Source organism: Pleomorphovibrio marinus (genome assembly GCF_003347495.1).
GTDB lineage: Bacteria > Bacteroidota > Bacteroidia > Cytophagales > Cyclobacteriaceae > Pleomorphovibrio > Pleomorphovibrio marinus.
The window spans coordinates 327,792-343,451 of the sequence record NZ_QCXY01000003.1; the positions used below are offsets into that span (position 1 = coordinate 327,792).

Annotated in this window: 7 protein-coding genes and 1 pseudogene; 1 reads left to right on the plus strand and 7 read right to left on the minus strand. The window is 44.2% G+C overall.

Annotation, left to right across the window (positions count from 1 at the left end):
* Positions 1 to 10: 10 nt before the first annotated feature.
* Together DB520_RS10540 and DB520_RS10545 are read right to left on the minus strand one after the other, a co-directional pair.
* Positions 11 to 1,933: a sulfatase-like hydrolase/transferase gene (locus tag DB520_RS10540; protein WP_114749679.1), complete on the minus strand. Its 1,923-nt coding sequence runs from the start codon at positions 1,931 to 1,933 to the stop codon at positions 11 to 13.
* Positions 1,934 to 2,049: 116 nt separating this feature from the next.
* Entirely contained in the window at positions 2,050 to 4,671 is a 2,622-nt protein-coding gene (locus tag DB520_RS10545) for an alkaline phosphatase D family protein (RefSeq protein WP_114749680.1), read from the minus strand.
* Positions 4,672 to 4,954: 283 nt separating this feature from the next.
* On the opposite strand from DB520_RS10545, the pseudogene DB520_RS10550 reads away from it, so the two are divergent.
* A pseudogene (locus DB520_RS10550) lies at positions 4,955 to 5,185 on the plus strand (DUF433 domain-containing protein).
* Between the two features lie 445 nt (positions 5,186 to 5,630).
* Here the strand turns inward: DB520_RS10550 and DB520_RS10555 are convergent.
* From DB520_RS10555 to DB520_RS10580, 5 genes are all read right to left on the minus strand, one after another.
* Entirely contained in the window at positions 5,631 to 7,169 is a 1,539-nt protein-coding gene (locus tag DB520_RS10555) for a RagB/SusD family nutrient uptake outer membrane protein (RefSeq protein WP_114749681.1), read from the minus strand.
* A gap of 22 nt (positions 7,170 to 7,191) precedes the next feature.
* The gene (locus DB520_RS10560) at positions 7,192 to 10,539 is read right to left on the minus strand and encodes a SusC/RagA family TonB-linked outer membrane protein (RefSeq protein WP_157972020.1); all 3,348 of its coding nucleotides are present in this window, start codon (positions 10,537 to 10,539) and stop codon (positions 7,192 to 7,194) included.
* Positions 10,540 to 10,778: 239 nt separating this feature from the next.
* Positions 10,779 to 11,885 (minus strand): FecR family protein, encoded by a 1,107-nt coding sequence (locus tag DB520_RS10565; protein ID WP_114749683.1) that lies wholly within the window; start codon positions 11,883 to 11,885, stop codon positions 10,779 to 10,781.
* Between the two features lie 100 nt (positions 11,886 to 11,985).
* Positions 11,986 to 12,588: an RNA polymerase sigma factor gene (locus DB520_RS10570; RefSeq protein ID WP_114749878.1), complete on the minus strand. Its 603-nt coding sequence runs from the start codon at positions 12,586 to 12,588 to the stop codon at positions 11,986 to 11,988.
* Positions 12,589 to 13,168: 580 nt separating this feature from the next.
* Entirely contained in the window at positions 13,169 to 15,655 is a 2,487-nt protein-coding gene (locus tag DB520_RS10580) for a heparinase II/III domain-containing protein (protein ID WP_114749685.1), read from the minus strand.
* Between the last annotated feature and the right edge of the window lie 5 nt (positions 15,656 to 15,660).

Genomic DNA, 15,660 nt, shown 5'->3' on the forward strand with positions numbered 1-15,660 from the left:
GATAATATTTTCAATCAACGATCCTTCTTTCAGGCCATAATTCCAGCGCATCATCAATGATCCGATTCGGGTAAGCCAGTTGTGCTGCCCGGTCGTTTTCAGGCCATTGCATAGTTTTAAACAACTCCCAATCACTTTCTTTGAGTTTGTGGTCCACATGGGCATATTGAAAAGCTGTTAGCGCCTGTAGCATTAGGTAAGTATCCTCGGCACCTTTGGCCTCTTCCAGCAAAACCCTGAAAGAAGTATCTGGGTCACCACATATGCCGAGGGCCTGTGCTGCCATCACCCGGTTTGCGGCGAATTCATCCCCCTCTGCCAACTCCCTTAAAAGGGACAACACTCCTTGATTGGAAAACCTATTAAGGAATATCGCATAGGTGCCCCAAAACCGGATAACAGGGTTCGGATCCCGGCAGTACCGAAAATAAGTGTCCCTTAGGTGAACTTTCCCGGAACTGGCTGTTTTTGCCACCTCCAGTATCTTTTCAATGGGGTAATCATCGGACTGCGCATATTCATACAGAGTAGCGTGATTTTTACCCTTACCTACCAACTGATGATACATGGGTTCGGGAATCAGCCCGATATCCCGGCTTTGTATCATATGCCTGTCCAAAGCCTCCGACAATTCGCTCAAACGTCCTTCTTCAGCTGGGTTTTGGGTGATAGGTTCTACCTGCCATGGGTCCGACTCGATATCGAAAAGCTCATAAGACTGCTTGGGGCTAAAAAATTGGGATTGTATATCATTACAAAGCCCCTGGTCATAATGTCTTTCCCAGGCTGTCCAGTTAGCTTGCACGGTAAACCCGTACCTGCTATCCCGGCCTAATGGACGATGAGGCATAAAATTACGGATATAATAGTACTTACCGTCTGTCACTGCCCTGCTAAAGTCATATCGCTCTCCCATCCGGTCACGATAAAAGAAAACCGTCTCTGGATCTTTCTCCACATGAGGCCCTAAAAAAGCATATCCCTGCATTTCCTTTGGAATATTTAGCCCTGCCACGGCCAGTGCCGTCTTGGCAAAATCCACAAAGGTTACCAGACGGTCATCGCTTTCACCGGGTGAGGATGGACTCAGATGCTGCCATTTTTTGGGAAGGTAAACGATAAAAGGAACCTGGGTGCCCACATTGTAAATGTAGCGTTTAGATCTTGACAACATTCCCCCGTGGTCGGAATAAAAGAAAATAATGGTGTTCTCAGCTTCCCCGGACTCTTCCAGCTCTCGGAGCAAATCACCTGTCATAACATCCATCAGGGTAATCAGATCATGTAGCCTGGCCCAGTCATTGCGGATTTCAGGCAAATCCGGATGATAAGGCGGCAGGTCTATATTCTGGGGCTTAATCCGGGGCTGAGGAGGGATTTGGTCGTTATTTACATAATGATCTATCCGGTCTTTGTGCAACTGACTTTCGTGGGTGACTGTGTTGTTGAAAACAGCGAAGAAAGGCTGCCCCTCTTTCCTGTTTTTATAATGCGCCTGATTACTGGACTCGTCCCACAAGGTTGTATCATGTTCAAAGATCGAGTTATAGTCTTTTTTCACATTGTTAGTGCAATAGTAACCTGCCTCCCTGAATAATTTGGGATATGCGGGGATGTCATCCGGCAGATTCACATAGCTTCTCATATGATGCGTACCTATGGTGGAAGCATACATGCCCGAAAGCAAAGTTGACCTTGCTACCGCACAGACCGGGGCATTGGCATAAGCTTGTGTAAACCTTATTCCTCTACTAGCCAATTCGTCCAGATGCGGGGTTTCGGCCTGTTCAAACCCATAACTTCCAAGGTAGGGGCTGATGTCCTCGCAGGTGATCCATAGTATGTTGGGCAGGTCATCCTTCTTGGTTTTTTCTTCTGTTACCTTACAGGAATAGAAAATAAGTAAAAAAACCAAAAGTTTGATTTGGGTCATTAGTTTTTTGTGAATTAATCCAACTCATAAAATTAAAGAATATCCGCAGAAAACCTAAGTTTTGAGGTTGAAGGGATATTTCTTTTGTTGATTACTTGAACCATTTTCACCTTAGATCAAACCATAATAGCCGGTGATTGCCCACCTGATAAGCCTACCCCTTCAAAAACCTGCTGGGTGTTATTTTCAGTATCCCTTACAATTACGGTGTAGGTACCAGCTTCAAACACTTTAGGTGTAAAGGATGTCTCCCCTACCCTGAGCGCAAAGACCAATTCCCCGTCAGCTTCATTAATTACCGAGATAACCGGGCTTTTCACAGATTTAAATACAACTTCGGGAAGATATCCTATCTCCTTTCTGGCGTAATTCTGTTCCTGGGAAATGGTTTTAGGCCATCCCGTATATTGGCCATCCGGTTCCTTTTCAGGATCCACATACCTGGGCCAGCATTCCATCTTCATGGTCCTATCACGTTTGTTAAAGGTAACCATTCCATAGCCTGTTGACCTATCGTAGATAATAGCGGGTTCCCTGCCTGTCTGAGTTGGGTTCGCCACGGCATGCACGGTCATCTTGTTCCCAAAACCATCATGGAAATTCCCGGTGTACAAGGGTTGACCCTCTAACGGTTGATGGTTCTCAGGAATGGGGGGCCACCAACGCCTTGGGAAAATGTTATTCAATGCCGGCCCGGCAAAGGCAAACCCTGCGTCTCCAAACTCGTCAATGCCATGATGGATGATTGTGGCCAGGTGCTGATCCCCGGCTATATGCAGTGCAAAGGCCTTCCTGAGCAGTCGCAGGGTTTGGTCCCTTTCCTTTTGAGGCCAGCCATTGGAGTCCATGTCTGTGGTGGGTGCGTCGCCCTCCACATATTCACCGGGTTTGGGTATGGGCAATCTAGGAACTATGCTGTCAATAATGCTGCCCTTGGGCAGTGTGGCCGCAGTGCAAAAATTGGTCTGGGAAAGAGCCACTTTCATTTCCACACCATGCTCCCAATCGGAGGCCCACTTTTCCAAAAACTCCATTTGCCTGTCCCCCAATAAATGGGCGTCTATGTCATAATGGGCCTTGATGTCAAACTCCGGGTTCTGGATGAATCCGTTAAGTACTTTCGCCTCTTCAGGAAGTATATTTTTAGGTGCGGTTTTGAACTTTCTGTCTTCCAATACGGCCATGCTAATGCCCCCATATACCCAATCCGTGTAATAACTCCCAATTCCTTGAATAAGAGGCGAGGGGTCATAGGGTTCGGGAAGGTGACCCGTCTGAGTAAGCTGAACCATGTTCACCCACTCGGGGGGCATTTTATATCCTCCCTGATCCTGTGCCGCGTAGTTCCAGCCCTCATCCGTGGGAGCCTTCTTCCCTCCTTCTCCCCACACATTCCCATGGTAAACGTCATGGTCGTCAGGTATGAATATGGCAGGAATATTCCTAAATATCTCCCTATATGACCACCCGAACATGTACCATTTTCTTAGGTAGTCCAAACTAGATCTTTCTAATGGTGAAATCTCTATACCAAAGCCACCGGTGCTTTCATAAAACTGGTCTCCCAGGAACACCGCTAGGTCTGCACGGTGTTTTCCGACATTGTCCACCACCTCCTGATCGGGAAAGCCGTGGTCAACGTTGCAACTGAACACGGCCATTTTTACTGCATCCTGTTCCACTGGCTCTTTGGCTATGACCCCTTCATAGAAATAGGGTCGAACACCTGAGGAAAAAGGCAGGTCCACTCGGACACGGTAGGCTACCTCCTCCGCACTGTCCCAGTCCCGAAGGACAAACCTAGCCACCCTTCCCAACCTGTTGATCTTGCCTTTAAGGAGAGTCTCCCACTCCCCTTGCCTTTTCACTTCCAGAAATATTTTATGGTGGACAAAGTTTTCTATGGGAGCCATTTGGGCGGTAAGTCGCAACTCATTCTTGTGAAGGGTATAATAGGCAAAACAGATCGGACCAAATTGTCTCTCGGGATTATGGTCTAATTTTTCCCCGGTAACCACCCAGGATGAGAAATTGGCGGAAGGGAGGTCATTTCTTTCCTTTTCCCCATCCACATGGGAAACCAGGGCAATTTGACCTTCCAGCAAGTCCGCCGACAAAGCCTCGTACTCCAAGGAAGCCAAGGTTCCTGTACCATCTGTATCTAACGCCTCAAGCCGCAACCTAAAGCCACTTTCCCCCAGGAAAACTTGCAGTTTTAAATGGACCTCTTGGGAAAGATCCACATTTTCTGACCCTTGGGCTTTTTCCCCAATAAACAATCTTCCAGACCTGGTAAGACCACAATCCAGCCCTTGGCCAAATACTGCCGCGGACCTGTAATCATCAAACCTACCCTTTGCCCCAAGCCTGAAGGCAGCATAATCTTCGGCACTAGCCCCAATATCCTCTCTGTTTAGGAATGAGATATTCACCGAGGTGCTAAATCCCTCCCGGCGGTCGGAAAGGTGCATTCCCAGGTGATAAAGTGTCCGGTTCTTACCGCTGACCATGCAGGTGGCCTTGCCCTCGACTATTTTCCAGTCCTGCAGCCTATTTCCCCAATATTCAGGGCCAATCCAGTCCAGGTTGGGCCATTGATTCCAATCACTCTTAAAAGTTGATGCAAGGGGTTCATACAAGGGTTTATTTAGTGTTTTCAAGGCATAAGAACCTGAGGGTAACAGGGTAGAGCCCATGCCTCCTACGGCGATTACTTTTACGGCTTTTCTTCGTTTCATTTATTAATGCATTAGATTGGGTTACTATTGGAATATTAATATTAAAGAAAATTAGCATGAAACCCTATTTGCCATTTGCTCTAACCGGAAGTTTTTTAAAATGAAAAATCAAGTGTAATAATTCTTGAACAACTGTATTTCCTTATTCCCCCTAATCGAACTTTTGTGGACTGAGAATCATGAGTGATTTTAATCCCTTGTGATCCGCCGTCAGATCCTCCTTTTTAAAAATTCTTTTCTTTTCCACAAAATGTAAATAATGCGTAAATTTGGAAAAATCAATATGTACAATTACATAAATATAACGATTGACCCTGAAATATGTCATGGGAAACCGACAATTCGAGGATTGAGATATCCGGTAGAAAACATGCTGTAGTTATTGGCATCGGGTATGACTATTGATGAACTTATTGAGGATTACCCCGATTTGGAAATAGAGGATTTTCTTGCATGCTTAGAATATGCCTCTAAACTGGTTCATGTGAAAAGTATTCACAGGATCGCCTTGTGAAATTCCTTGTCGATGCCCAACTTCCTAAATCACTTTCGGATTATTTTAATCGAAATGGATTCGATTCAGACCATACTTTATACCTTCCTGACAAAAAAATAAAACAAGTGATATTCAATTTTTAAGACTTGCTAATAAAGAAGAAAGGATCGTATTCAGTAAGGATATTGATTTCTTAGAGTCGTATCTATAAAAATCAGAGCCACACAAGTTAATTTTGGTAAAGACAGGAAATATACCGAACAAACAATCGATAAATATATTTGATAAAAGCCTTCAGGTTCTACTTGCAATGATTTCAAGAAGCAATTTAATAGAGTTAACTAAAACCGAGATAGCAGAACATGGATAAAATGATTTACCATACAAATCCTAGACAGACCTGATTCTTATAAAAAATGGTGGGGTAGAACTTAAACCATTCTACCCCGATGTTAACCTGTAATCAATACCCATTATTCTGAATGATCAGACCGTTGGTCCGGTCAATTTCATCTTGGGGCACGGGAAACCTCTCGTGGATACCATCTTGGAAATTTGACCCTTTATCAGCATTGTATTGTTGAGAAAATGACCGCAGGACATCTCCTGCCCTTCCTTGTCTTACCAAATCGTAAAATCTATCCCCTTCCAGAGCAAGTTCCACCCTTCTCTCCTGCCAGATGATCTCCCTCAATTCAGTTTGCCCTGTTTCCGTAATTTCAGGCAAGACATTTTCGGGTTCAGCAAGTTCAAAGTTTATAAAAGTCCTATACCTGTCAGTCCTGCTTGAATTTCTTGCTCTTTCCCTTACTAAATTTAATTTTTCAAGCGCTTCACCGGATTGTCCTAATTCATTGGCTGCTTCAGCATAAATCAACAGTATTTCAGCATATCTCATCACCCTAAAATTCTCTCCATCATTTGCGGAATTACCCTGAAGAGACACCGGCTTAAATGCTTTCATATTGTGCATCTGATCAGGATTATCATACCCTGAATGATCATGGGTCTGACCTTCTGTAATATCTCCATGGAAAGTTATGGTATGGATAGTTCTAGGATCACCGGGTTCAAAAGCATCTAACAAGTCTTTTGTAGGACAATTCAATCCCCATCCTCCAAATACGTTCCTTGACCTTTGGGCGATGGCGTGATAAGTGGGGTTGGAGAGTTGATCATTCTCAGCGAAGGTTATTTCAAACAACGATTCCGGACCATGTTGAGCCTCTCTTGAAAAAATATTGCCAAAATCAGTTTCCAACTGGTAGTCCCCCGAATTGATAATCAACCCAGCTTGGTCCAATGCCTCCGACCATTTTTCTTGGTATAAATACACTTTTGAAAGCAGTCCTCGGGCACTTCCTTCTGTTGCCCTTCCCAAATCCCTTAGTTGGTATTCGCTTTTAGTTGGAAGAAGGTCTATGGCCTCTAACAATTCTCTTTCGATAAATTCATAAAGGTTAATCTCAGACTCCCTGACTTTATTATGCTGATCTGAAGATAATGGCTCCTCCACCAAAGGAACATCTCCAAAAGACCTTACTAACCAAAAGTAGTGCATAGCCCGAAGAAACTTTACCTCGCCCAACAACCTTCTATTAAGTGCTATTTCCTGATCCAGTCCCTGCAGGTTAACAATGGCCCAATTAAACCGGAAAATCCTCCTGTAATACATGGACCACACATCCCTAGGGATGACGTTGCTTGGTATAGTGGCAAAAATATTCATCTGATAGATGTCAATTTGATCCGTTTGCGAACTCCCACCCTTCCATGCATCATCAGAAAGTGCGTCGCCCAGAATTAGGATTCGCCAATCTGACCATCTGTTATCGTAGTTGCCCATAATATTGTAACAGGAGGTGACAGCCATCACCGGATCAAAATTCGCGTCACTTACGAGTCCTAAAGGAGGAACATCAAGAAAGTCATCATCGCAGCTTACAGTACATAATAGAAAACTAACTATCAACAACTTATATATTTTTTTAATCGATTTCATGATTTTGTCGTTTTAAAATTGATCAGAAATTAACCATTAAACCAGCCATATAGGTTCTTGCAACAGGATAAACATATTGGTTCATTCCTGCACTCAAGGTCCCATGGTTAACACCAACTTCGGGATCCAATCCTTCAAAATTTGTAAAGGTCAGCAAGTTCTCCCCACCTACCCATATTTTGATCCCGGACACCCCATACTTTTCGAATATTACCGAAGGAAGTCTATATCCAAGTTGCAGGTTTTTTAGCCTTACATACGAACCATCTGAAAGGTACCAATCAGAAACCCTGAAATTGTTGTTCGCTGTACTTGAGGAGATAATCGGCTGCGTATTTGATGTGCCTTCTCCACTCCAGGCCATGTTTTCCAGACCTTGAATGGTATTATACGATCCATCTCCTACCCAACTGAAATACTTCTCATACATAAAAACATCATTTCCTGACTGGCCTTGGAAAAACAGGTTAAGATCAAAATTTTTGTATTCTAAAAGTATATTTGTTCCAAAAGTCATCGTAGGGTGCGGGTTCCCTATGAAGGTTCTGTCATCATCGGTAATCTGCCCATCTCCATTGAGGTCCTTGAACCTGAAATCCCCAGGTCTGGCATTCGGCTGGTTGCCGGACGCCACCTCTTCCTCATTTTGAAAAATACCATCTGTCACCCAACCATAAAATGCTCCAATAGGTTGGCCTACAGCTGTTCTACTCGATGCTCCAGCCCTAGTATTCCCACCTGAAATTGGCTCCCCCGAAGCCAGACTTATGACTTGATTGTCAAGAAAACTTATATTTCCATTAATACTGTATTTTACTGCACGGTCATAGTTTCTGTACCCCAAGGCCAGTTCCAAACCACTGTTTCGGATTTGACCCGCATTTGCCCAAGGAGTTAGGTTGCCTGCGTATAATGGCTGTGGAAGCAACAACAGGTTGTCCTTGGTGTCCTTAACGAAATAATCGGCCGTCAATGTGAGTTTTCCGTCCAACATGGCTGCATCAAAACCAATGTTCAATTGCTCAACGGTTTCCCATTGGATCATTGGGTTCCCAACATTATTCGGCCTCAAGGCAGGATACAAGGTTTCATCGGGTCCGAAGGCGTACCTGTCCCTGTCATTCCCTGTTAGGAGATTTATGAAGGCATTATTGACAATCCTTTGATTTCCAATCTGACCCCAACCTCCTCGAATTTTAAATTCGCTGAATACGTTCCTTGTCAATGGTTCAAAAAAGGTTTCATCAGAAACTCTCCACCCAGCTGACAAAGATGGAAAATACCCCCATCGATTTTCCTCCGCAAACCTGGAAGAGCCATCGGCCCTAAGACTAACCGTCAAAAGGTATTTGTCATCAAAGGCATAATTTACCCTGCCCAAATAGGACAATAAAGTGTTTTTGGCGGCACTTCCCGTAACATTACCCAATATGGCTCCCGCATTCAGGTACCAAAGGGATTCATCATTCGTCGGTGTATCGAACCTCTGGCCGGACATTGTCTCAAAGAAAAATTGCTCTGATGTAATTCCTGCCACTGCACCGATGGTATGCCTATCAAAGGATTTCTGATAGTTTAACGTATTGGCAAAAACCACATCAAGGTTTCTCGTATAAGACCTATTTACCACGCTTTCGTCTAAGCGATCATTCGGTCCGATCCAATACTGTGGGCCGAAACTTCTGAAATCATTGTATCTTAAATGAAGTCCCAAATCACTTCTAAATGATAATCCGTCTAATATTTGAACCTCTGCATATACATTTCCCAGCATTCTCATTTCTGAGTTTGTGCCATTATTTCGCGACAATCTGCCCACTAGGTTGTTCCTGTTGGTAAAGAGAGATTGTGCATAAATATTATAGGGGTTATTTATGTCAATTCCTTCAGTAATAGCCTCTTGTTCGAGTTGGGTTTGGGTCTTATATACTGGAGTTATGGGGTCCAGTTGATACACTGACGCTATAACCCCGCTTCCTTCGCCATCGTTTTCATTAATCCCACGTCGGCTGTTGTGTATCAAGGATAGGTTGCTACCGAACTTTATTCTCTTTGAAAGATCATACTCCGTATTGATTCGGAAAGTGAGCCTGTCAAACTCAGAGGTTTGGATATAGCCTTTATCCGAAAAATAGGCCAGACTAGTGGAATACCTTAGCCTATCCGTTCCTCCCATCATCGAAAAGTCATGATTTTGAATGACTCCCGTTTGATTAATTTCACTCCACCAATCCGTCCCTGTACCCCAGGATTCCGGATTTGCATTTGCAATGGCAGAAATGGGTGAAGAACCACCATTTTGATGGGCTAGGAGATGAACTCTTGCAAATTCAGTGGCATCCGCCAGCTCAGGTCTATTCCAAGCATTTTTTACTCCGTAATAGGAGTTAAAAAATATCTTGGGAGCCCCAGAGACTCCTTTTCTAGTAGTAATCAAAACTACCCCATTGGCACCACGAGATCCATAGATTGCCGCTGCTGAGGCATCCTTTAATACCTCAATACTCTCTACATCAGTCGGGTTGACGATTTGTTCGATGCCTCCCACGTTTTCCCCCAAGGGCACGCCATCCACAACATATAAGGGGTCATTATTACCATAAATGGAACTGGTACCCCTTATCCTTACCGTAGTTCCAGAGCCTGGAGAACCACTATTGGCTGCAATGCTTACCCCAGCAGCCCTTCCTTGCAAAGCCCGGTCGATCCCTGCCACAGGTAAATTTCGGAGCTCATCTCCTTTCACTTGACCGACTGCCCCTGTAACATCTCTTTTCTGCTGGGTACCATAGCCTACCACCATCACCTCCTCTAGCGAAGCCAAATCTGGCTCTAAAACCACATCTATTTGGCTTCTGTTACTCACTTGGATCCTCACGGTTTGATACCCGATATAGGAAAAAACCAAAGTAGCCTCGTCATCTGCAGTAATGGTATAGTTCCCATCCAAATCAGTCACTGTACCTTGTGTAGTTCCTACTATCGAAACGGCTGCTCCCGGCATAGGCTCCCCGTTTTCATCTGTTACCACTCCGGTTATCGTAATCTCTTCTTCCTTTTCTGCAATAGATACGGAAGTATTCATTTTTGATTTCTTCACATGAATATTATAATCCACCTGCTTAAAGCTAAGGTTGGTCTGTTTTGCCAAGCTCAATAGAACATTATACAGTGAATGGTTATCCGAGTGAACCTCTACATTGGGAATGTCCTTCAGCTCTTTGTTGGTAAACACAAAATTATACCCAGTACTTTTTTCCAATTCCCGAAATACGCTCTTGATTTTAACATCCTCCAAGGAAAGAGAAACCGTCACTTCCTCGATATTTTTAACTTGGGCACTTCCATTCCATGCTAATAAGAAACTCATGGTTATGCATTGGAAAAGGAATGCTATGGAGAATAACTTGGTCATGTTTATAACATGCTTTAGTATTGATTTTTTCATATCTTTGAATGGTTTGTTTAGGCTATGCCAATTGTTTAAACAGACTTTCACCGGAATAGAGATGGCCGTCTCTGTAGCCGGAACTTACTGGCCATGGGTGTTAGCGCATCCATGGCCTTATTTCAATTTTCTAAATGATTACTACATAGGCAAAACGTTAATTATGATGAGGTGTCAAATCTTAAAGTAACCCGGTCCTTATCCACTTGAAAATCAAAGCGGGCAGAATAACTCAATCCTTCTAGGACGCCTCTCAGCGTCTGGTCCACAAACTTCCCGGATAGGAGCACTCCCTTACCTGGCCGGTTTAGCACTTCTATCTTTACCCCGTACCAGTTTTCCAGCACCCTAATGGCTTCCTCCATAGGCGTCTGCTCAAACAGGATGGTCTTTTTTGTCCAGGCCAATACTTTCTCTTCCCTGAACCTTTGTTTCTTATGTGACCCCTCCCCCACTTCTACATTCAAGGCCTCTCCGGGATGCAAATCAATTTGATAAGGCTGTTCAAATCCCAATACCACGTTGACCCTTCCTGAAAGAAGGGACACATCATGACTTTCGTTTTCGTAGGCACTGATATTAAAGGAGGTACCCAAGGCAGTGGTAGAAACTGGGCCCGTCCTCACCGTAAAAGGTCTCAAACTGTCCTTGGCTACCTCAAAGTAAGCCTCACCGGTGAGGAACAGCTCCCGTCTTTCCGCTTCAAAATTTTTAACATACCGTAAGGTACTACCTGAGTTGAGTATCACTTTGGAGCCATCCTGCAAGGTAAGGTTGGACTTCACGCCGGGAGGAGCCTCGTGCTCCTCATATACCAAAGGAATTTCAATGGGGGCAAGCTCCGCTTCTTGGTGGGTCAAGCTGAACAAAACGCCAAGGGAAAATGCTATTGCCAATATTGCCGCCACCCTGTAAAACTGGAGATTGGGCCGATAAGACCTTATAAACGGCCGATCTGCAAAACGCTTAAGGGTAGTTTCAGCGCTTAAGGGCACCACCCTTCTTTCTGCATTATCGTCACCTGCTTCCTCAACTCCCTTATTAATTGCGGTCCAGGTAAGTTCTATCCTATGTTCACTTACCTCAGTTACACTTCTGGAAAGGTTAAGTAAGGTCCTGCGGGCCAATTCCACCTCCTTGTATTTCTCCGGATGTTCAACTAGGAAAGCCTCCCAATAGGCCTTTGCCTCCTCGTCGGGGGAAAGCACCCAGTTTCGGAACTCCGGGTCCAACATAAAATCTTCAACAGTGTATTCGGTTTTACTCATAAAATGGAAGTCTTTCACTTATCTAAGCCAAGAACTTTTAAAAGTTATCCTTTGCATTTAAAAAAAATAAAAAAACTTCCTTCTAACCGATAAGGGCAAACTAGGACAGGTAATGCACTAAGGGAAAGGCAAACCACAAAACGGCCTTTTTCAATGCGGAAAGTGCCTTCCAGGCCAAGGTATAAACAGAGCGGAGGTTGATGCCCATCAATTTAGCAGTATCCTCATAGGATAGGTTCTCAAAAAACAGGTACTGGATGACTTCGTTTTGCCTAGTGGGCAGATCGTTCATGGCTTTGGCCAATTTCTTTTGGAGTAATGCTTCACGCTGGGAATTTACGAGTTTGGTTTCCACACTTTCAAGAAAACGTGGATATCTTTCCGAGACATGCTGCTGCCGCTCACTCCACCTTAAGGCCTTCCTCCTCTCCTTGTTGATTTTGTTGGAAAGGGACCTAAAAAGATATAGCTTGACGTTATCGGTGGACTTCATGTTTGCCCTGTATTTCCATAAGTCAATAAAAAGCTCCTGTATGCAATCCTGTACAAAATCGGCATCTCCGGTGATGGATATACCCAGCCTAAACAATTCCTTGATAAATCTCCTGTAGAGTTGCTCCAGCGCATCTTTATCCCCTGATTTAAGCGATTCCCAGAGCAACTCGGCACTGATCTTACCATTCGATTTCGGAATTTGACTCATAATGGTTATTTGGGCTATGCTATTAAATACCACATAATTATAGGGAAAAAAACCCAATTCCCAATAATTTTTAGAAAAAAAACGAATAGAGACAAGCCGATAATCATATCATTTATTTGTGCAGCATCAGTTGGCATATCGATAGAGTGGCTATGGCTTTTGCCTAGCTTGACCAGATTCCTTTGGAAATACCCTTCAAATCGTGACCTCCCTCCGAGGAATTAGTAAGAAGGGTGAAATTATGGTATTGTAACAGGGACAAGCCTAGAGAAAAGAACAAATCAGAAAAGTGCCTCATAAGGAAGTATTGTTGGAATTTCGTTATATATCCATCTATTCTCAAACCTCTAACAGCCAAGGTTAAAAATTCGGCTAAAGCCGGTCCCATCTTACATCTTCATTATAATGGAATGGGCTGAAGCCGCATTCGAATTGAATTGGCAGCCATTTATCCGTGTTCTTGAGGAATGGTTCCCCCCAATTTGGCCCCTGCTTTGAAGGTTATTGTGTGCCAATCTCCGCCATTGGCTATAGCCATACCCTCTATCATTTTATCCCTATACGTTACTAATATACAGAATCAAAATTCCTTATACATGGATTTTTTTTGATTATCCGGTTTCAAAATGATTTCACCATACTTGAGCTCCTCCCCTTCACCGATATATACATTTTGGAGCTTTCCATTAGAATTTTCGGTGATCACGGCAAATGACCCCTTAAAGGAAATCCCAAGTTTTTTATCGATATATGCTTCGTTCCTAGCCTGAGCGATAATGTATTGTACCCGCATGTTTCCAGCCACCTCACTTTGCACCCGTAACCCTTTAAAAACCCCTCCCTGTTCCAGTTTTTCTACAGATTTTATGGAATGGTTGTCCTTGTCTCCATCAAAGGGCTCGAATACCACCACAAACGGTTGATCCCAGGCCTCTCCCATTTGACGAATGACCAACGTTGGTGTGGGTTCACTTTCGTAAGGTATAGGGGATTCAAAAGTAGGTGGGGCAAGCACCTTTGTGTACTGCCGGTTGGCATCACCCGGAATGTGTAAGTCCATAAAGATCGGCTCTTCAAATTTTTCGGCCTGAAACCTTACCCGTACCTCTTTGGTATAGTTTCCAGTCGATTGTACTTCGTCAAAAAAATGCCACCCAGGGTGGCGGTAGGTTTGGTTTTGTACCCATGGCAAGTCCGCATTGGCCATGTATCTTTCAGGAGTAGGCTTAAAGTTGATATCACCATTCAGCAATGCTAACCTGTCTCCAATATTATGGTACAAATAATCATGGTATTGATCGGGCAATTTGGACTTTGACCGGAAAATATCCACGTAGTATCCTGTAGTTTCAGAGGTCCGAATCAGTGCCAGTGTGCGTTCCTGATAAGCCTCCGCCTGCTCCCCCTTGTCATCCACAAAACTGGTCGTTGAAAAAGAATGGTATGGTGAAAGAGCCTCTTCTTTTGGCATGGGCTCCATGGCTAACAGCTGAACGGTATTGATGCCCAAGTTTACCCAACCTTCATCACTCTGGGAGTTTCCATTCACAATTACCGTATTGTGGGCCGCAAAAAGTCGGGAATAATTTTCATGTATATCCTGTTGGTATCGTCCCCTTCCATTATCTACCCCCAGTATTTCCCCTTTACCGTATAGTTCTATGTTCATTCCTTCTGCATGGCCATGAACCATGTGTGCACCTCCAACGAAAGCCATTAAGGCATCCCTGGGATTTTGGGAAGGGCTTAAATTACGTTGAAGGTAGATGCCTGCATGGTCCACCTTGTCGGTTCTGGGAAGCTCAAAGGCTGCCTCCTCGCCTATAAATTCTCTTTCATACCAAAGCACAGCCAGCATCCCCGACCTTTTGTATTTTCCCTGGTTAATGGCCCTGTTAAGCAGGGGGCCGAATTCATTAGTGATTTCCATTACACCATCCATCTCCCCTAGCAGGAAAGCTTCTTCATAACTGCTATATGGGGGGGTACCTGTGCGTTTACCATCCCCCCACCGGATAAGCTGATGGTTTGGGTAGACAAGGTAATCCAGTGCCGGTAAGGAGAATAATACGTTTGCGTACTTATCCCCTAGCCTAAGCCCGGGATCATATCTATTGACCACCAACATCAGTCTTGTTAATATGGATGCTGCTGCATTCAGGTATTGGGAGGTTTCGGGCCAGAGGACTCCCTTCTCTTTGTATATGGCAGCCATCACATTGAGGGCATCCTGGTGATCCGTGCTCTCGGTGAGGAAATAAGAAAGCAATTTTTCACGTTCTTTTTCGTCCTCTATCGCCAAGGCATTGTACACCAAGTTGGGTGCCTCTAATATGGGGTGATTTGAACCGATCCCGCCATAATTAATGGTGATGTTGGCATAGGTGCGGAAAACCTCCTGGGCTTTGTCTATGGGGAAATCGGTTTTTCCTTTTTTTAGCAGGTCATAGGGCCTTCCTCCCTTTTGAATAAAATCAGCGATAAAATCATAAATCAACGGTACCTTATAGCCAATTTCTCTAACCTCCCGGAAACCATCATCCGGAAAAAGCCAACCTCCCCTTCCTCTCCACTCTGAAACTTCCGACTGAAGCACACCTTTTACAAAGGAATAAAGGATATCCGTGGCGCATTGGGCGTATTTTTCATCCTGCGTCAGGAAATAGGCCATGCCACAATCGATGCCCGTTTGCAAGTAGCGAATCAATGTTCTGGCATTGGCCATTTCTTCCTCGGTGGCATTGTCTAGGTTTTTATGCTTCCCGTTTTCGATGTGAAAGGTGAGGTAGAAAGGCGGGTAGTGATTTGGTTTTTTACTATCCCAATTAAATGGTAGGTTTTGAAGAAATAGCAACGGATCGGTTTGATGTGCTTTGATTTCCTGATCCACTTGGCTCATAAAATCCTTGTAAATTTTTCCAGCCCAGGCCTGTTTCTCGATTTTTTCCAGAATGGCGGGCCTTTCATCTGGGCTCACCCAAATATACGGACGCTCAGGCTGTTGGGCTACAAGCGCTAAAGGCAAGACTAAAAGAAGAAAGATGACGTTTATACTTTTCCTCAACATACTAA

Bases quoted from the DNA above. Each gene is read 5' to 3' on its own strand.
- DB520_RS10545 (WP_114749680.1), bottom strand. From the start codon at position 4,671: ATGAAACGAAGAAAAGCCGTAAAAGTAATCGCCGTAGGAGGCATGGGC.
- DB520_RS10555 (WP_114749681.1), bottom strand. From the start codon at position 7,169: ATGAAATCGATTAAAAAAATATATAAGTTGTTGATAGTTAGTTTTCTA.
- DB520_RS10540 (WP_114749679.1), bottom strand. From the start codon at position 1,933: ATGACCCAAATCAAACTTTTGGTTTTTTTACTTATTTTCTATTCCTGT.
- DB520_RS10560 (WP_157972020.1), bottom strand. From the start codon at position 10,539: ATGAGTTTCTTATTAGCATGGAATGGAAGTGCCCAAGTTAAAAATATC.
- DB520_RS10570 (WP_114749878.1), bottom strand. From the start codon at position 12,588: ATGAGTCAAATTCCGAAATCGAATGGTAAGATCAGTGCCGAGTTGCTC.
- DB520_RS10565 (WP_114749683.1), bottom strand. From the start codon at position 11,885: ATGAGTAAAACCGAATACACTGTTGAAGATTTTATGTTGGACCCGGAG.
- DB520_RS10580 (WP_114749685.1), bottom strand. From the start codon at position 15,655: ATGTTGAGGAAAAGTATAAACGTCATCTTTCTTCTTTTAGTCTTGCCT.